Raw genomic sequence first — 18,195 nt, 5'->3', positions numbered from 1 at the left:
TTTCCGGTAGAAGGAGATCTCCTTATGAAAAACTTTACTTTCCATAATCCGACTAAGCTCATTTTCGGCAAAGGGCAGCTGCAGCAGCTTCCTAAAGAGCTTACCGCATACGGCAAAAGAGTGCTTCTCGTGTACGGCGGCGGCAGTATTAAACGCAGCGGGCTTTACGATCAGGTCGTTTCCCTGCTTAAAGAAGCCGGTGCCGAAATTTTCGAACTGGCCGGCGTAGAGCCGAACCCCCGCGTGAGTACGGTCAAGCGCGGCGCGGATCTCTGCAAGAAAGAAAAGATCGACGTGATTCTTGCCGTAGGCGGCGGCAGCGTCATCGACTGCACGAAAGCAATCGCAGCGGGCGCTAAATACGACGGCGACGTGTGGGATTTCATGACCCGCAAAGCATCCCCCGCGGATGCCTTGCCGTTCGGAACCGTCCTGACGCTGGCGGCGACCGGTTCGGAAATGAACTCCGGTTCCGTCATCACCAACTGGGAAACCCAAGAGAAATACGGCTGGGGTTCCCCGCTCGTTTTCCCGAAATTCTCCATTCTCGATCCGGTCTTCACGGCAACCGTGCCCAAAGATCAGACGGTATACGGCATGGTGGACATTATGTCGCACGTATTCGAGCAGTACTTCCATCATACGCCGAACACGCTTGTCCAAGACGGCTTTTGCGAGACCATCTTGAAATCTGTGATCGAAACGGCTCCGAAGCTGGTTAACGATCTGGAGAATTACGAATACCGGGAAACCATTCTCTACAGCGGCACGATGGCTTTGAACGGCCTTCTGGCCATGGGTGTGCAGGGAGACTGGGCAACCCACAATATCGAGCATGCGGTTTCTGCCGTTTACGATATTCCACACGGCGGAGGTCTTGCCATTCTGTTCCCGAACTGGATGACGCACGTTCTCGATGAGAACGTCGGACGGTTCAAACAGTTCGCGGTGCGTGTATTCGGCATCTCGGCCGACGGCAAATCCGACCGCGATGTCGCGCTTGAAGGCATTGAAGCGCTGCGCAGCTTCTGGAATTCGATCGGCGCGCCAAGCCGTCTGGCGGATTACGACATCGACGACAGCAAGCTCGACGTCATGGTCGACCGTGCGATGGTCTACGGTCCGTTCGGCTACTTCAAGCGTCTGGACCGCGAAGACGTGACGGCCATTTACAAGGCGTCGCTGTAACGGTCCGAAGCTGCACGGCCTGGCCCTACCCGGCAACGCTGCCGCAAGGCGCACGCCGCGTAGAGGGCCAAGCCCAAGCTCCTGCTGAACATAGAAGAAGCCTCGCTTCATTGACGATTGTCAGTGAAGCGGGGCTTCTTTGTGTCAGCAGGCTTGTCCTGCCCGGGCATGGTTCAGCGCCGGGTTTAAGCCTCCCGGCGGCCGGTCACGCCCTGCCAGGCTTCCCGCCACGCGGCGAGCTTGCGCTCCCAGCCCATCGCGTTGGCCGGACTGGAGGACGGCAGCCGGACGAAGCGGAGCCGGCTATCGGCGAGCAGGTACCCGGCATGTTTGCGGAACAGTTTCTCGGAAGCCGCGCCGTTAAACAGGACGGTGCGAAGGTTCGGATATTCCGCAAACAAGGCGTCAAAATCGTTCACGGCCGGCTCCCGGATATTCGCGTCCAGACTCCCCTCCCGCTCGCAAGAGGCGAGCACATCCCATAAAGCGATTTTGCGGCCCAGCGCAAACCGCAGCCGTTCTTCGTAGGTATCCGGCACATGGTCTTCACCGTGCAGCGAAGCCAGCAGCCTCCAGAAATCGTTACGCGGATTTCCGTAGTATTCTTGTCTTTCCAGCGAAAGCTCTCCCGGCATGGAGCCCAGAATCAGAACAGCGCTGTCCGGAGCGATGACGGGCTCGAATCCCATACATAACATAAGTACCTACTCCTCTTCTTATTTTCCCCATCCCGATGCGTAGAAGCCATGTTCGCGATGCCACTCCGCATAGAAAATATCTTTAATCTGCTTGAACCCCGACTCCTTCATCAGTTCCTTCAGCCACTCTTCGTCGCGGCCGATACGTTCCAGCTCTTTGAATTTGACTTCTCCTTCTTCAATCAGAGGAACCGGGAGTTCGACGGGCTCATCCGGCAGGTTCAAGTCTCCCCGGACGACCGTATCGTACGGCGATTTTTTCAAAATACTGAGCGAACCGTTGTTTTCGAAAATACCGTAAGCGACTTCGTGAAGGGAAAAAATCCCCTGCTCCCTCAGCAGCATAAGAAGCTGTTCCAAATCGAGACTGTTCGAGCGCATAGCTTTTACGTTCAGCTTCCCTTTCTCAATAACGACTGCCGGACTCCCTTCGAAGGCGCGGCGCAGCTTTTTATATTTCTGAGTGATTTTTTCGAAGGTCAGGGAAAGCACGGTCCAGAAGGCGAGCGCAAACAGAAGCTCAAGATATTTGACCTCCTTATCATACACGGTGTTCCCCACAAGTTCACTCAGCATAAGAGCGGAAACGAAATCGAACGGGGTGAGCTGTGAAATTTCCTTTTTGCCGAGCAGCCGGGTCATCCCCCATAAGCCGATGAATCCGGTAATCAGTTTAATGCCGATGTACATAAAATCCATATTGGAACCCCCCCCGCTTTCTGGTCTACGTTTTCTGGGCTGCGTTATATCTGTAACCTGAATACAGCCCTAAAGGCGTTCAGATAGTACTCAATAACCGGAAAAGCCTGTTTGCAAACAGGAATTCCGCGTCAGCCTGGCATGGTATATAATAGGAAGACGGAGATCACGGATAAACAAGGAAGAAATGAAGAAAGGTTTCATTAAGTGACATAATTTTTATTATGTAAACTTTATTGGATGCCAAATTTCACCCGATGATGCTGTGCTCCGATTTGCCGACGTACGATGTTTCTGGCTCGCTTGATTAAGAAAGGTATTGAGGTGCACTCCATGAATATTCAAAAACAAAAAGACCGTGAAGAACTCGATAAAAAGATTCCTTCTATGCCTTGGTATGTGGATAAATTCATCCATCACAAACTTCCGGACCTCTCCCCTTCCACTCTGCTGGAGTATGTACGGGATTATGAAACGTTCTTTTCCTGGCTCCTGGCCGAGGGACTCAGTACCGCGGAGCGGATGGCGGACATTCCACTGGAGGATTTGGAAAAACTCCATATGGAAAGCGTCGATCATTACCGGGCTTATCTGGCGACGAAGAAAGATCAAGCCAACACGAAGATTACGATTAACCGCAAAATTTCATCTTTGCGCTCTTTGTTTCACTACTTGAGTCAGATTGCGGAGGATGAGAATTATTATCCGCTGCTTAAACGGAACGTGATGGCCAAGATCGAAATCAAGCGGACGAACAAGGCCAAAGATCTGGCGGGAAAATTGGAAGGAAAGCTTCTTCAGGAGAATGAAATCTTCGAATTTATCGACTATATCCGCAGCGGGTACGAGCATGACATTGCGAACAATAAACAGGCCCTGTATGCGTATGAACTGAACAAAATCCGCGATGCCTGCATCGTAAGCCTGATTCTTCATTCGGGTCTGCGCGTGTCGGAAGTCGTTAATTTAACGCTGGACGATCTCGATATGAAAAAAAGAACCGTGTACGTCTACCGCAAAGGGAACAACGACGGTTCCTTCAAGACAAGAGTTTTCTTCCGGCAGGAGGCCGTGGACGATTTAACCTGTTACCTGCAGCTTAGAGAAACCCGGTATCATCCCCCCAAGAAGGAAAAAGCGCTTTTTCTTACGATTCCTAACGGTAAAAAGGAAGGACAGCTGATGTCCAAACGGGCCATTCAGGAAATGGTTATCAAATATGCGAAGCGCTTCGGCAAACCTTTTCTGAGCGTACATAAGCTGCGGCATTCGTTCGCGACCGACTATTATTTGCAAAACGATTTGTACAAGACACAGGAACAGCTTGGACACGCGTCATCCGATACCACGCAAATTTATGCCCACTTGACCGATAAAACGATGGAAGAAGCGATTGATAAGCGAAAAGAAGGATAGTTTTTTTATTCGTGTCGCTAATGATTAATGACATTAAACATATTCGATTTTTCATCCGACTCTATTCAAAATCGTTAAGACAGGTGCGTCAAGAATGGTAAGGAAAAACAAGTCTCTTGCAGGAAAATTAACGAGGTTAATTATAGATAGTTAACGCCATAAATGAATCTTTCTTTTCCGTCAAATTCAATTCCACTCACTCTACTCTGTCGCAAAGGATGCCGTGATCATGATGACAATAACTACTGATCTTATCTACTTCCGCTATTTAACTGAGGAGGATGCTCCCGCTCTCCTCTCTTTAATGCACAGAAACAGGGCCCATTTTGAACCCTTTACGATTACACGTCCCGACTCGTTTTATACGCTTGAAGAACAGACCGCTCGGATACGGACGTGGGACGAGAACAGATCGGCGGACAAAAGCTACAACTTTGGTCTATTTTTCAAAGAAAACGATGAGCTGATCGGTGAACTTTCCTTGTTTCACGTCGCCCGAGAACCGGCACACAAATGCATGATGGGGTACTGTCTGGATCATGCTTACCAGGGCAAAGGAATTATGTCGCAAGCGGCACGTCTTGCCCTGGACTTCGCTTTCGATGAGGCGGGGTTTCACCGGGTGGAGGCGGGGGTCATGCCTCATAATGTCGGCTCTATCCGGGTGCTGGAAAAGGCGGGGTTTCAGCGTGAAGGAATCGCCCGCAAAAACGTGAAAATCAACGGAGTCTGGCAGGATCATGTGATGTTTGCCATCCTCGAAGAAGACGAGCGGCCGCGCTCTTAACTACCGGCCGGATCACTTCCAACCTAACAAAAGACAGTTCACACGAGCTTGCATAAGCTCTCCTGAACTGTCTTTTTTTCATGCGCCTAACGGCCTTGACCGGCATATAAGCTTGGGTCCGGCTCACTGTTTCCGTTTACGCAGACCCTTTGCCGACAGGCCTTTTGCGGATTTGCGCACAGCGGGTTTCTTTTTCACCGGTTTCTTGCTCTCTTTCCTTCGTTTGCGGGGAACCGGCAGCGGATCACGCTGGGGAAGGACGGAGCCTGGCTCATGCCGGAATGTGCTTTCGGGCGGCTGCCTTCTTTCCTCTCTGATTGCCTCTTCCCTTCTGCGCTCCGCCAGAACAAGAGGCTCTTCGTAAGTACCCTGGGCCAGCTCATCCAACTCCTGCCGAGAAATCGGCTCCTTAACGGCTACGAAATAATACAAGATTTCGTCCACCACATTTAGCGTGGATTGCCGGAGCATACGCCGGTCTTCTTCATCGTAAATGGGAGACAGATACTGCGGCATATAAAAGAATTCGCAGCGCAGCAGCCTTAAATCGATCTCGGCCTTAGCCCCCTTATCCCATCCGTCCGGCACGTCGGACATATAGCCGTTTTCACGCAAAGGATCGTATACATACAACTCGTTCGTAAAAAACCGGGGCAGTTGTTCGTCAAACCGGGAACGGAACTTCGGGTTTACCGCATGATACGATGTATGAGCGTATGGAGCAAGCAGACAGATGACTGCTTTATGCCGGCAAACTCGGTAAATCTCCTTCATTACGTTCATCAGATCGGGCACATATTCCAGCGATCGGCTGGCCATGACGAAATCAACCGTAGCGGTTTCTAAAGGGATACCCTCGTTTAAATCGCACTGGAGATCAACACCGGGGAGCGGCTCCTTGTCGATGCCGACAAAACCGGGATGTTTGCGCAGGCCGCATCCCAAATCGATTTTCATACCCATCGCTCCCTATCCCTTTACCGGATACTATTACCGTATGGAAGAAGAGGAAGTTTAGCATGGGTCAAGCGCCAATCTCGCGGAAATTGTGCGAATCGGCTTGCCTGTGTCTGGAGGTATCGGGATCTTCAGGTTCCAGAATAAGCGTCACTTCAAGCGTAGCCACATTTTTCCCCGTATAGATCGGTTCCAAAAGCTCGGGAATACCGAAATTTTTGGTTTCCAGGCCGCTGCACCTTGCTTTTAGCTCCATCCGGCCGCCGGTATGCGTGATCTCCCCTTTAAACCGGATCGGTTGGGTCATATTCCGAACGGTCATTTCGCCCTCGATCGTCAGCGGATGAGGTTCCCCTTCCAGCAGCGGTCTTTCGAACCCGCGCACTTTAACGATCCGGAACGAGGCTTCCGGGTAAGCTTTTACGTTAAAAAAATACCAGTCCCGCAGTTTGGCGTTCCAGGCAGGATCTTCCGAATAAAGAGAGGTCATGTCGGCGGCAACCGTCCCGACTACGGGTTCCGTCTCTTCCTTGTTGATGGTTAACAGCCCCGAAAGCTTCGGAAACGTCAAATCCAGCGATTCGTGAGGAGATAGGACCGAAACCGCCGCCGAAGACCCCGCAGTCACTTTCCACGTTTTTGCCAATTGGAGCGGCCCCAGCTTATCCCCTCTTTGTATTTCTTTCTCCTGGACCCATAAAGTATCTCTGGCTATTGCGATATATCCCGTCAGACTCCCCAAAATCAGAACAGCTCCAAGCGTACCGAACCACCAATAGCGACTTCGATTCATTCGTAAGCAGTGCCCCCTTTTTGGCATAACCGGATAACTTTCTATTGTTTACATAATATTTATTAGGTAAACTATTACGCTTGTCTGATAAGCGCTTTCAATTCCTCTCCTAAAAGCCACCGTTATAGGAAATTTGTCCTAGATAACTAATTCGTCACAAAAATTCATATTCCTCTCCTTATTTTTCTGGGTATACGGAATTATTCAAATTTTAAGTCAATTTTTACATTCTCCAGGATTCGAGTACAATAATGGAGCAACCACTCCCTTTAAGAAGGTGTTAGCTTGAAAACTCATCTCTTGATTGCCGATGACGATGCGCATATCCGCGAGCTTCTGCAATTTATTTTCAAAAAGGAAAATTATCTCGTATCCGAGGCCGCCAATGGCGAAGAAGCCGCCGCGCTGCTGGAACGGGAACAAATTCATCTCGCGGTTATCGACGTTATGATGCCGGGTAAAAACGGACTGGAGCTTTGCGAAGAAATCCGCAGCTATTACGACATCCCGGTTATTTTGCTTACAGCCAAAGGTGAACTTGAGGACAAAGAAAAAGGCTATTTATCCGGAACGGACGATTATCTCGTAAAACCGTTCGAGCCTAAAGAACTACTTTTCCGAGTGAAAGCTCTGCTCCGGAGGTATCAACTCGTTTCCTCGGATGTTATCACACTAAACCGGACCGTTATAGACCGCAAGAGTTATGAAATACATATGAACGGAGAGACCTATGTCATTCCGCTCAAAGAATTTGAACTGCTCGCTCAACTGGCCAGCCAGCCGGGACGCATTTTTACGAGGGAACAGCTTCTGAAACTCGTTTGGGGAGCCGACTATGAAGGAGGAAGCCGGACAATCGATGTGCATATCAAGCGACTTCGGGAACGTTTTCACGACAAAACGAGCGACTTCGTGCTGACAACGGTACGCGGCCTCGGCTACAAATTAGAGGTATGCTCCACATGAAGACCTTATATGTACGGATCGTCGTCACTTTCCTTTTGATCGCCGTGATCAGCAGCGCGGCCGCACTTCTCTTATCAAACAGCTACTACTCCGCCAAGCTTCGGGACTATAACGAACAGAAGATTATGAGAATTTCTCAGGAAATTCGGGGCCTGTACGAGGAATTTCCGGGACTTGCGCTGGGCGAGTATTTGACCCGCATCGCCAATATGGGGTTTCAGGTTTATGCGGTAGACGACAGCCTGCGGGGAACTTTTTACGGGTCGCCTTTTAAACATAAGGAGATCGAACGGGACACGATTGTCCGGGTGCTAAACGGCGAAACTTACCACGGAGTTATGGAAGAACGCCACCTGCTCCTCGTCACGGGTTTTTTCGAGAACAGTATCCGCAACAGTATCGGTCTTCCGGTTCGAAGCGACGGCAAAACCATCGCCTTGTTCATTCGTCCCGACATGGAGCAGCAGATCGGAGAAGTCCGGATTCTAATGGCGCTTTTGCTCGGCTTCACGTTCCTGCTCAGTCTGGTGCTGATTGTTATTTCTACCCGCTTTATCGTTAAGCCCGTACAGAAATTGACGGAAGCCACGAACAAAATCGTAGGCGGAGACTACAACATCCGCATGGACGTTACACGACGCGACGAAATCGGCAACTTGGCCCGGCATTTTACGCAAATGGCGCAGTCGCTGGAAAAACTCGATCAGATGCGGCAGGAGTTTGTCGCCAATGTCTCGCATGAAATCCAGTCTCCTCTCACGACGATTCAAGGTTTTGCCCAGAGCATGCTGGAAAAAGGCGCTTCACCCGAGGAAGAACAAAGGTACCTCCGGATTATTGAAGAAGAAAGCCGCCGGTTGTCGTCCCTCAGCAAAGAGCTTCTGACGCTCGCCGCCTTGGACAAAGAGACGAGTGTCCTCAAACCTTCCTCCTTCCGGCTGGACGAGCAGATCCGCCAAATTTTCATTACGACGGAATGGCAGTGGACGGAGAAGGAGCTTCAGCTTCAGCTCGATCTCCCGGAAATGGTCATTCGCGCGGACTCGCAGCTTTTGCATCAGGTGTGGTTGAATCTCATTGCCAACAGCATCAAATTTACCCGGCCGGGAGATACGATCTCCGTTCAAATCCGGCAAGAACAACAAGAAATCCTCGTCTCAATCGGTGATACCGGTCCGGGTATCCCTCCCGAAGATCTCCCTCATATTTTTGACCGCTTCTACAAAGGGGATAAATCCCGCAACCGCTCCCGCTCCGGCAGCGGCCTCGGACTGTCCATCGCTCATAAAATCGTCGCCTTGCACCGGGGCAGCATCGAAGCCAAGAGCCTTCCGGGAGAAGGAACCGTATTTCAGATCTGGCTTCCAAAGCTGTAATCTTCCGTTCATCGTCCGTTCATAATCCTGTCCTACAATTCATTTGAGAATAAGGACAGGAGGTTATGAGCATCAAAAACAACCCGTGGAACAAACTCGCGCGCGCCATAAGCTCCCCCAGAGGAGCTAAAATCGTCGCCGCCGTATGGATAATCGCGATCGTGGCACTCTCCCTGGCTGCCCCGGGATCGAAACAGGTTGCCGTAAGCAGCGGAGAAGGCAGCGCCTTTAGTCAAACGCCTTCGGAAGCAGCTCAAAAAATAATGGACGAGCGGTTTCCATCCGAGGATGGCTTGACGGCTCTGCTCGTTTTTCACGGCAAAAATCCGATTACGGCGGAAGAACGAGCCAAGATCGCCGGTATCAGCGAATGGCTGGCCTCCGCAGGCAAACCGCCGCAGATTGCCGGTGCGCTCCCTTTTCACACGCTGCCCAAAGCAGTCCAGGACAAGATGTTTTCCGATGACGGAACGACAATCCTGCTAAACGCCGCTTTCCACAAGGATTTGGAATCCGGACAGCTCTACGAAGGGCTGCAGCAAATCCGTACGCACGTCGAACAGACGGGAATAGGTTCGCTCGATTTCAAAATCACGGGCCCGGCCGGCATCGCGGCGGACACCACTTCCCTCTTCAAGAACGCCGACTTCGTCCTCATGTTCGCTACCGTCGGCTTGATTCTGGTGATTCTCATGATCATTTACCGGTCACCGCTTCTCGCCGTTATCCCTCTCGTCATTTCCGGTATCGTCTACATGGTCGTGGACCGGATACTCGGCCTTGCCGGGAAATACGGCTGGTTTCTCATCGACAAGCAGGCGCTGTCCATCATGATGATTCTGCTCTTCGCCGTGCTGACCGATTACTGCTTGTTCGTACTAGCCCGCTACAGAGAAGAACTCCAGACGTCCCCGGACAAATACGAAGCCATGCGGCATGCCCTAAGCCGGGTGGCTGAGCCGATCCTCTTCAGCGGCGGGACGGTCCTTATCGCCATGCTTACGTTGTTTACGGCGGTTTTCAAACCGTACCATCATTTTGCGCCCGTTTTCTCGGCAGCTATGGCCGTTATTATACTCGGCGGCCTTACGCTTATCCCCGCTGTCTTTGCCCTGCTGGGCCGGAAAGCGTTCTGGCCTTTTGTGCCGAAGCTTTCGAAAGCTTCAGCGGGTAAGACAAGGGGGTTTTGGGCTTCGATGGGCGGATTCGTCACGCGCAAGCCCGGTTTGACGGCCGGTGTCCTGCTCATTGCCCTGCTAGCGTCTTCGCTTAGCGTTACTTCGATGAAGTATTCGTTTAATCTCTTGAAATCTTTTCCGGACAGCACTTCATCCCGCCAAGGCTTCGAAATTCTTGAAACCAAATTCCCGCCGGGACAGCTCGCTCCGGTATCGGTTCTTTTAACTTCGGAGAAAAGATTGCCGCTTGACGCCGCCTTTTACGAGAAGGTCGCCGCCCTGACCGGCCTCTTAAAAAATCAGCCGGGCATAAACGCCGTCTCGCCGGAAATGATGCCCGCTTCACCCGCAAGCGGTTCGCAGCTTCCGAAAAATGTGTTATCCGCGGACGGAACCGCCTTTAAGCTGCAGTTGACGCTGGAGAGCAATCCGTACGAGCCGGTATCTCTCGATCGGATCGGTCTGCTTCGCGGCAGCAGTCCGGCGCTTCTGGAGAAAAGCGGACTGAGTCCGTCCGAATTTACCCTGCACTACGCGGGACAAACGGCGGAGCAGCTCGATGTCAGGAACATGAACAAGCGGGATACGATTCTTCTTTTCTCTCTGATCACGCTATTTATTACGATCATGCTGCTCATTCAGACCCGATCGCTTAAACACGCACTGACCATGATCGCAACGATGCTGCTGTCCTACACGGCTACACTCGGCCTCGGCTGGATGATCTTTCATTTCGTGCTGGGTTATGATTCCATCAGCTATCGTTTGCCTGTGTACACCTTCGTATTTCTCATCGCCCTGGGCGTCGATTACAACATTATGCTCGTATCGCGCATCAAAGAAGAGGCATCGAGGTTCCCTTGGAAAGAAGCCGTAAGCCGCGGCGTCGCTCTGACGGGAGGAGTTATCTCATCCGCCGGGCTCATTCTTGCCGCCACCTTCACGGTGCTCATAACTCAGCCGCTGCAGGAACTCTTTCTGTTCGGCTTGACGATGGCCCTCGGCATTCTTCTCGATACGTTCCTGGTCCGGGGCATGCTGCTTCCCGCTCTGCTCGTGTATACCGGCAATCACAAGAACAGCGGGATAACCCGCGAAGCCGGGACAGACTTCACTGCGTCCCGCTAACAAAACTAATGTCAGGAGGAGTTTTTGACATGTTCGGATTAATGATATTTCTTCATATATCGGGTTTACTCGGTTGGCTGGGTGCTCTGCTCGGTATTCTTGTCACCATGCTTTTGCTGAGAAAACAGCTGGGTACGCCCGATGCAAACAGTCTGGCCGGAAAAACGATCCGTGTATTCGGACGAATCGCACATCCCAGCTCGATTCTCGTTCTCCTCAGCGGAGTGTATCTTATTCTGCAAATGGGAATCGGAACCGAGAAGCCGCTCTGGCTTCAAGTGATGGAAAAAGGCGGAGGCACGATCATTCTGCTCGCGGTCATTTTTACAGCCGTACTGGGCAGCAAAATGAACAAACGGTTGAACTCGGCGGGCGGGAATTCCGTCCGCTTAATCGGCTACCTCAGCACGGTAGGAGTCTTCATGTTTCTGATCGTTTCGGTCGTACTTGTCGTCAGCTTGAAACTGTAAGCCGAGATTGCTCGTGACAAACAAAAAAAACGCCGTTAATGGCGTTTTTTTGTTTGTTTTCTTAATTAGATCCGCCGGCCGGAACCAGCTTCTGTTTGTTTTTGTTGCTCCAGGAGGTCGAAATGATGAAAGAAATGACCAGGATCACCGCACCGAACATATACGGGAGGTTAATTTGTACGTCGAACAGGATACCCGCGATGGCTGGCCCGAAAATATTTCCGAGGCTCATGTACGCATTGTTCATCCCCGCGACGAAACCTTGCTCATCTCCCGCCATTTTGGACAAGAGTGTATTGATTGCGGGCCGCATGATGGAAGTCAAGGTAAAGAACAACATCGTGATCACTAGAATATACCAGAAGTTGCCCGAGAGGAGCATCAGAATCAGACATACCGCCGACAGGATAAAGGTCAAGTTAATGAGCTTCTTCTCTCCGAAGCGGCGAATCAGCTTATCGATCAGCATCGCCTGAATGACGGCGCCGATCAACGCTCCGACGGTAATCAGAATCGAAATATCCTTCGCTGTGTAACCGTATTTGTTATCCACGAACAGCGGGAATACCGCTTCAAAGTTAGCCAGACCGAAGGTCAGGGCGAACACAAGCAGCAGCAGGATGAAATACGGAGCTTTGAACGACTGTCCCAGTTGGATAAAAATGCTTTCCTTCTTCACCTGAGACGAACGGTTAGCGGCAAGCTCTTCTTTGGTGAGCGATTCCGGCAGAACAAGCAGGGAACCGATCATAGCCAAAGCGCCGACCGCGGACGACACGTAGAACGGAGCCCGCAAGCCGAGTTCCGCCAGAAACCCGCCGATGCCGGGTCCGATAACGAAACCGAGCGACATGGCCGCACCGAGCATCCCCATTCCTTTACCGCGTTTCTCGTCGGTCGTAATGTCCGCGATGTAAGCCATCATAGATGGAATCATGGCAGCCGCACCGATCCCGCCGATGAGACGGGAAGCATACAGCATCCAGACTTCGGAAGCCATGGCGAAAAGCAGATTAGAAACCGTGAACAGCGCCAAACCGGACACGATCATAATTCTGCGGCCGTATTTATCCGACCACTCTCCCCCGATCGGAGAGAAAATAAACTGAGTAAGGCCGAAGGCCGCGACGAGGTAGCCCGCTGTTTTGCCTCCGAGACCAAACTCTTTTAAAAATTCAGGCAGGACCGGAATAATAAGTCCGATACCGAGCATCGCGATAAACATATTGATCATCAAGATGACCAACGGCGAGCGGCGGTTTTTCATTGTGCTCATTTGGATTCTCCCTTCAGCTATCCTTGTGTAAGGGTAACTGCTTCTTTTTGTATTACAGAAGTATAGCGCACAGATTAACTTTTAGTCAATTTGTAATGTTGTAAAGTTTTTTTATAAATTAACTTTCCCGGACAGGCTTGACTTTGAATCAATCTCATTTCTATGATAAGGTTGGTATTTAATGCTTAACCGAGGTGAAAAGATTGCCGAGAAATCCAGAACGAGACCAGGAAATCCGTAAAGAACGCTGTGACCAGATCCTATCCGCTGCTGTCGCGCTCTTTGCCAAAAACGGGCTCAGCTCCACGAAGATTTCGGATATCGCCCAAAAAGCCCATATGAGCCACGGCCTTATTTATAACTATTTTCAGTCCAAAGAAGAAATTTATATTTCAATCGTAGAGAAAAATTTGTGCATCCTGACGGCCCTGTTCGAACAGGCGCATAGGTTGCCCGATGCTTCTTCCTACGAGAAGCTGACTTGGCTGCTGGATCAAGTCTACTGCGAAAGATGGGATGACGCCGTGTTCTACCAGGTCGTCGCCGATCAGATTCTTACTTCGGATTCCGTGTCGGATCAGTTGAAAACTTCCGTACGTACGAGCATCGGCGATAATTTGAAACTGCTCACCCGTATTTTCCGGGAAGGTCAGGAGAAAGGTGAATTAATCCAAGGAGATCCGCGAGAGCTGGCCTTTTATTTCATGAATATGATTCAGGCCGTACTGCTTGCGGAGACAAGAGGGATTTATTTCACGGGCACTCCCCTGCACCGCAATCTGCTCCAGTTATTTTTGCCGAAAGCATGAAAGTCGGGATGAGTGACAGCCGGTCGGTCCTTTCAAGGAAGGCCGGCTTTTTGCAACCCCTGCAAAACGGTGCACGAATTGTCGGATGCGAAAAATCGGATCCTGCTATTGTTAAGTTGAAAGGAGGTCATGCGTATGAATGGGCTGGAAAAGATGAACAGCGCCCTTGCTTACATCGAAGCAAATCTTACGAATGACATTGATTTCAAAGAAGTCGCCAGACTCGCGGTATGCTCGGAGTATCATTTCAAACGGATGTTTTCAACCCTTGCGGGTGTCACGCTCTCGGAGTATATCCGCCGCAGACGTCTTACGCTTGCAGCCTTCGAGCTGGCCGGCACGGACCTCAGGCTGCTGGATGTGGCCGTTAAGTACGGCTACAGCTCTTCGGATTCTTTTGCGAGGGCATTTCTTAGTCTACATGGGATTAATCCGTCCGAAGCACGTACTCGCGGACATTCATTGAAAGCTTACCCGCGCATGACCTTCCAATTAACGATACAAGGAGGAAATGAAATGAATTATCGTTTGGTAGAGAAGGATGCATTCCGGATCGTCGGGTTAAAAAAGAGAGTGCCCCTGATCTATAATGGGGTTAACCCGGAGGTGGCCGCTATGTGGCAAAGTTTGAATATGGAAACGATCACACTGCTGAAATCATTGTCAAACGTGGAGCCTTCCGGGCTGATCAGCGCATCCGTGAACTTCTCGGAAGGACGTTTGGAGCACGGGGAACTTGATCATTATATCGGCGCGGCAACTACTGCGGACTGCCCGGATCACTTGGCTCAGTTGGAAGTTAAAGCTTCCACCTGGGCGGTATTCGAAGCGGTCGGACCTTTCCCCCAGACACTTCAAAATATTTGGGGCCGTATTTATGCCGAGTGGTTTCCATCGTCCGGTTATGAAAGTACGGAGGGACCGGAGCTGCTATGGAACGAAAGCAAAGACACCAGTTCCCCGACCTACAGAAGCGAAATATGGATCCCAGTGAAGGAAAAGTAAGTTTAATTCGATACGAGAATCGATATAATTGCCCGGCTATACCAGAGTAAAATGGCGATCGCTTCCGGTTTTATACCGTAGAGCGATCGCCATTTTGTCAGATAAACCGTTCTTTTATAGCATGGACAGCACGGCTTTGGGTACTTTACATACGACGGTGTAGGCGGGGTTGAACACATTGGCTACCTCGTATTCCACTGTTTGGCCCAGGAGCAGGCTTGCTTCCGAGGCAGTCAGGCCATAGTCTTTCGTCAGCATAGCCAGCATTTCCGTCGTTGCATGCTGAAGCGCTTGATCAAGCGGCCTCGCGTTGCCGATGCAAAACCAGTGCGTGTCCGATTCGCCTCGCGGCCAGCCGATCGTTTTCCCCTTCCATACCTGAACAGTGAAATGGACGTCGAGCGAAATTTCCACACCGGTGCCCACAATTTCCCCGCAGCCTTGAGCAGCATGCCCGTCCCCCCAGATAGAAGAGCGCCCCCTCCGCAAAAACCGGAAAATAGACGGTAACACCGGCTACAAGACCTTTATTGTCCATATTCCCGCCGTATTCCCCGCTCGTTGCCGTTGAAATCACCTGATCTTTCGGAGGGGCAACGCCAAAGCAGCCCAGAAACGGGCGCGCTTCCAGCTTCAATCCGGCCAAACCGGACGTCGGCTTTTCCAAAACAACCGAACCTTGCTCAGCGTCCACAGACCAACGCACAATGTCGATCGGCGGCAAAGCTGCGGCAGCTATCGGATCGACGACGTTCGGCGCCAGTATATTGCACGTCCAGCCCCAATCCCGGCTCGGCACCATCGACTCAAGCCGTACGGCAAGCGTATCGCCTGGCTGCGCCCCTTCCACATAGAAGGGTCCCGTCATCGGATTGCCGCGCCCGGCCACGCTTTCCCCTCTGTAGTCCCAGCCTCTGGCGTCTACTGTGGATGTCATGACGGAATCGCCATCGGCAATTTTGAGTACGGGCTCGTGCGCCCCCATGGTGCTATGGTAATGCTTGGGTTGAAAGTGGTGTACAGCCATCGTTTCGCCTCCTTGAGATCGAGGAATTTTCCTTGGCTTTCACATTGCTTCAGAGCATCGGTAATTTCGGTATTTTCAGTATAAGCGCAACCGTTAACAGCGTGCAATCGTTGAAGGCGAAGGCGAACCCAATCGTGATGGACATTTGCGAAGATCGGCTTTGGATCAAACTTTCATGTAAGGAACATTCGTTCAATTTTACTGCCCGTTTTTTTTCTCGAACAACTCCAATCTCCAGTCCGTATTGGTGTATCGCTTCCCGATGACTGTCCTAACAAGTGTCAATTTATCCGGGATCGGATTTAGAGCCGGAAAACGAAATTCGAATGGTTTTGTTTGCACGCCGCCTTCCATAACCATTTTCCCATCTTTCCACGTATTTCCGCCAATACTCATACCTCCTCTAGGCTGGGAAATGAATTCACTGTTGTCAAGTGTTCTTAATGCCCATTTATCGAAGCCGAATTCATTCCACAATTCCCCAGTTATTTGAAGACTGCTTTCAGGTGCATCTCCATTAGTATCTGGAGGATTTTCAACTGTAAAATCTTTCAACTCTAGCTGATCTTTCTGCCATTCGAGCTTGATCGGTTTTTCTTTAAGCTTCAGGGGGTTAAACTCAACAGAAGTTCCATCGATTTCCGCAATGGAATATCCGTCTAAAATAAACATATATGGCGAATCTGTTGGCAAATACTTAAAAGTATAGCTCCAATGCATCAAACCAGGAATGTTACCCGCTATTTTTGAACTTGTCATTACACTATCCGTTCTTGGCATTTTCCTCGAGTTGACACTGTGAATTTCATTTCCTTCAAGATCTTCAAAATGAAATGCCAGCTTCTGCTCCTTCCAGAGCTCTTCAGGCGATCGCTTTAATGCTTCTTCACTAAGCTGTGTGTCAAATTCCAGACGAACTCCCTGCACCATTCGCGTCAATCTTTTTAAATGAACAGTTAACCCATCGGGGCTTGTGTATTCCCCTTGCAGTGGAATGATATGTGTCAGTTTATTGGCTTCTTTTAAATCAACATCAAATTTAAAATCCCAATTTCCAGGTACAGTGGGTATATGGGTTCCTGATTTTCCGAGTTCTTGTATTTTCCCTTCAATTGTAAGACGATCCGTTTTTATGGGCTCGGAAAAAAAAGCTATCATGTAATAAAAATCTGCCGTTGATCCATAATCGTACATTTCGCCTACTTTATTTCCTTTTTCATCTTTAATAAAAATGTAATTTTTATCATCAAAGGTGATGTTATTCCTGTCATGTTTTCCATCCGGTCCAAATAGTTGGAGTGCTACTACGACTCTAGTGGAATCTGCGACAGCTTCATCGATTTTCAGTATGTATCCTTTGTCTGTCACTTTAATATTAGGATGTTGCACCAATCCAAGTTCTTGCGCTTTCAGCAAACCGATATCCGCGTTGTTCCCGGCAAAAAAGGAGCGAACCATGTCTGCAAGTGTGGGGACTGAAAAAAAAGTTGCCGTACTGATAAACACTATAAGCACTGCTATAACGGCTGCAAGCTTCCAGCGTTTTTGGAATCGTCTTGCTTGGTGCAACTTAGTTTCATTCGCGGTTACGATTGAATCTTTGAAAATTTCTACTTCAGAACTGATCGATTGCATTACTCCTTCAGTAAAAGAAGCAGGAAGCATATCCGGATAAAGCAACTGCATCAAGTTTTCTTGTTCTTCCATCCACTCAGCATAAGTGTTCCGGCAAAATTCACAACCAGCTAAATGATGCTTCATTTCCGTTGAACTAAAGTCAGTACCGTTTAAACTTTTTTGTTCAAAGTCTTCTGGCTTCCAACATTTCATCATCAATCACCTCCCCAAGTATCATTTTTTTTAATTTCAGTCTTGCCCGGTACAGATCATTCTGGACCTTGCTTACATGGCAGCCCATGATCTCGCTTATCTCAGCGTAATTAAGATCGTTCGTATATCTAAGCAGCAGGACAAGCCGGTAATTGACCGGGAGCTTCGAAATTCTATACTGCATCTCTTTCTGCTTTTCCGAAAGCAATAAAATCTCTTCAGGCCCTTTTTCTGGAGTCTGATCCTGTTCTGCCAGCAGCTCCGTCGGAATCTTTTTCCGCTTTTTCGAATCCTTGAATATGTTTGCGGCAATTGTGTATAACCAGGCCGCAAAGCTTTTGTCCGGATCGTGCTGGTCGAGTTTCCGGTAAGCCTTAATGAAGGCATCTTGTGTCAAGTCTTGAGCATCCTGAGGTTCGGCACCCATCCCACGCAGCAACATGTATACTTTGTTTTTGTACCTGTCGACCAAGTAAGCAAAATCGTTTTTATTTCCTCTCAACACACCTTCGATATACAGCTTCTCGATTCTGCATAAATCTTCGCCTGCTTCCACTACCTGCCCCCCCCCTTATCTTTCCATACTCTATTG

At 50.0% G+C, this 18,195-nt stretch carries 18 protein-coding genes; 9 read left to right on the top strand and 9 right to left on the bottom strand.

Annotated elements, in window-relative coordinates; all coding sequences use genetic code 11:
* Positions 1 to 24: 24 nt before the first annotated feature.
* The gene (locus tag KVT34_RS05140) at positions 25 to 1,188 is read left to right on the top strand and encodes an iron-containing alcohol dehydrogenase (protein ID WP_217557134.1); all 1,164 of its coding nucleotides are present in this window, start codon (positions 25 to 27) and stop codon (positions 1,186 to 1,188) included.
* Between the two features lie 185 nt (positions 1,189 to 1,373).
* Here the strand turns inward: KVT34_RS05140 and KVT34_RS05135 are convergent, their stop codons facing one another.
* Entirely contained in the window at positions 1,374 to 1,886 is a 513-nt protein-coding gene (locus KVT34_RS05135; protein ID WP_217557133.1) for a DNA-deoxyinosine glycosylase, read from the bottom strand.
* Between the two features lie 18 nt (positions 1,887 to 1,904).
* Positions 1,905 to 2,585 (bottom strand): DUF421 domain-containing protein, encoded by a 681-nt coding sequence (locus tag KVT34_RS05130; protein ID WP_217557131.1) that lies wholly within the window; start codon positions 2,583 to 2,585, stop codon positions 1,905 to 1,907.
* A 333-nt stretch (positions 2,586 to 2,918) separates the two neighbouring features.
* Here KVT34_RS05130 and xerS point away from each other — a divergent pair, with 333 nt between their 5' ends.
* Positions 2,919 to 4,001, top strand: coding sequence for a tyrosine recombinase XerS (gene xerS, locus KVT34_RS05125; RefSeq protein ID WP_217557129.1), 1,083 nt, complete (start codon positions 2,919 to 2,921; stop codon positions 3,999 to 4,001).
* A gap of 232 nt (positions 4,002 to 4,233) precedes the next feature.
* Complete coding sequence (locus KVT34_RS05120) at positions 4,234 to 4,788, top strand: GNAT family N-acetyltransferase (RefSeq protein WP_217557296.1); 555 nt, start codon at positions 4,234 to 4,236, stop codon at positions 4,786 to 4,788.
* Between the two features lie 123 nt (positions 4,789 to 4,911).
* Here the strand turns inward: KVT34_RS05120 and KVT34_RS05115 are convergent, their stop codons facing one another.
* Together KVT34_RS05115 and KVT34_RS05110 are read right to left on the bottom strand one after the other, a co-directional pair.
* On the bottom strand, positions 4,912 to 5,745 hold the full coding sequence (locus KVT34_RS05115) for a class I SAM-dependent methyltransferase (RefSeq protein ID WP_217557126.1): 834 nt from the start codon (positions 5,743 to 5,745) through the stop codon (positions 4,912 to 4,914).
* 67 nt (positions 5,746 to 5,812) lie between these two features.
* Positions 5,813 to 6,538: a YceI family protein gene (locus tag KVT34_RS05110; RefSeq protein ID WP_254634534.1), complete on the bottom strand. Its 726-nt coding sequence runs from the start codon at positions 6,536 to 6,538 to the stop codon at positions 5,813 to 5,815.
* A 285-nt stretch (positions 6,539 to 6,823) separates the two neighbouring features.
* On the opposite strand from KVT34_RS05110, the gene KVT34_RS05105 reads away from it, so the two are divergent.
* The 4 genes from KVT34_RS05105 to KVT34_RS05090 all read left to right on the top strand — a co-directional run bounded on the left by KVT34_RS05105 (position 6,824) and on the right by KVT34_RS05090 (position 11,656).
* A complete protein-coding gene (locus tag KVT34_RS05105; RefSeq protein WP_217557121.1) occupies positions 6,824 to 7,504 on the top strand; it encodes a response regulator transcription factor in 681 nt (226 codons plus the stop codon).
* On the top strand, positions 7,501 to 8,880 hold the full coding sequence (locus tag KVT34_RS05100) for a sensor histidine kinase (protein ID WP_217557119.1): 1,380 nt from the start codon (positions 7,501 to 7,503) through the stop codon (positions 8,878 to 8,880). Before KVT34_RS05105 ends, KVT34_RS05100 begins: the two co-directional genes overlap by 4 nt.
* A gap of 65 nt (positions 8,881 to 8,945) precedes the next feature.
* Positions 8,946 to 11,186, top strand: coding sequence for an MMPL family transporter (locus KVT34_RS05095; protein WP_217557117.1), 2,241 nt, complete (start codon positions 8,946 to 8,948; stop codon positions 11,184 to 11,186).
* Between the two features lie 29 nt (positions 11,187 to 11,215).
* Positions 11,216 to 11,656 (top strand): hypothetical protein, encoded by a 441-nt coding sequence (locus tag KVT34_RS05090; protein ID WP_217557115.1) that lies wholly within the window; start codon positions 11,216 to 11,218, stop codon positions 11,654 to 11,656.
* A 61-nt stretch (positions 11,657 to 11,717) separates the two neighbouring features.
* Here the strand turns inward: KVT34_RS05090 and KVT34_RS05085 are convergent, their stop codons facing one another.
* Positions 11,718 to 12,932, bottom strand: a complete 1,215-nt coding sequence (locus KVT34_RS05085) for an MFS transporter (RefSeq protein ID WP_217557113.1) — start codon at positions 12,930 to 12,932, stop codon at positions 11,718 to 11,720.
* Positions 12,933 to 13,135: 203 nt separating this feature from the next.
* Between KVT34_RS05085 and KVT34_RS05080 the strand changes: the two genes are divergently transcribed.
* The gene (locus tag KVT34_RS05080) at positions 13,136 to 13,741 is read left to right on the top strand and encodes a TetR/AcrR family transcriptional regulator (RefSeq protein WP_217557111.1); all 606 of its coding nucleotides are present in this window, start codon (positions 13,136 to 13,138) and stop codon (positions 13,739 to 13,741) included.
* 135 nt (positions 13,742 to 13,876) lie between these two features.
* Positions 13,877 to 14,746: an AraC family transcriptional regulator gene (locus KVT34_RS05075; RefSeq protein ID WP_217557108.1), complete on the top strand. Its 870-nt coding sequence runs from the start codon at positions 13,877 to 13,879 to the stop codon at positions 14,744 to 14,746.
* Between the two features lie 114 nt (positions 14,747 to 14,860).
* Here KVT34_RS05075 and KVT34_RS31695 read toward each other — a convergent pair whose 3' ends face one another.
* From KVT34_RS31695 to KVT34_RS05060, 4 genes are all read right to left on the bottom strand, one after another.
* Positions 14,861 to 15,004 (bottom strand): hypothetical protein, encoded by a 144-nt coding sequence (locus KVT34_RS31695; RefSeq protein ID WP_254634533.1) that lies wholly within the window; start codon positions 15,002 to 15,004, stop codon positions 14,861 to 14,863.
* A gap of 37 nt (positions 15,005 to 15,041) precedes the next feature.
* The gene (locus KVT34_RS05070) at positions 15,042 to 15,773 is read right to left on the bottom strand and encodes an acetamidase/formamidase family protein (protein WP_254634532.1); all 732 of its coding nucleotides are present in this window, start codon (positions 15,771 to 15,773) and stop codon (positions 15,042 to 15,044) included.
* Between the two features lie 198 nt (positions 15,774 to 15,971).
* Entirely contained in the window at positions 15,972 to 17,606 is a 1,635-nt protein-coding gene (locus tag KVT34_RS05065; RefSeq protein ID WP_217557106.1) for a DUF4179 domain-containing protein, read from the bottom strand.
* Positions 17,575 to 18,159 (bottom strand): RNA polymerase sigma factor, encoded by a 585-nt coding sequence (locus tag KVT34_RS05060; protein ID WP_217557104.1) that lies wholly within the window; start codon positions 18,157 to 18,159, stop codon positions 17,575 to 17,577. The genes KVT34_RS05065 and KVT34_RS05060 overlap by 32 nt, the downstream gene beginning before the upstream one ends.
* Between the last annotated feature and the right edge of the window lie 36 nt (positions 18,160 to 18,195).

Source organism: Paenibacillus sp. GbtcB18, assembly GCF_019091125.1.
Lineage (GTDB): Bacteria > Bacillota > Bacilli > Paenibacillales > NBRC-103111 > Paenibacillus_F > Paenibacillus_F chitinolyticus.
The sequence above is the reverse complement of the archived record's forward strand: the minus strand, read 5'-3'. Positions and strand labels throughout refer to the sequence as shown.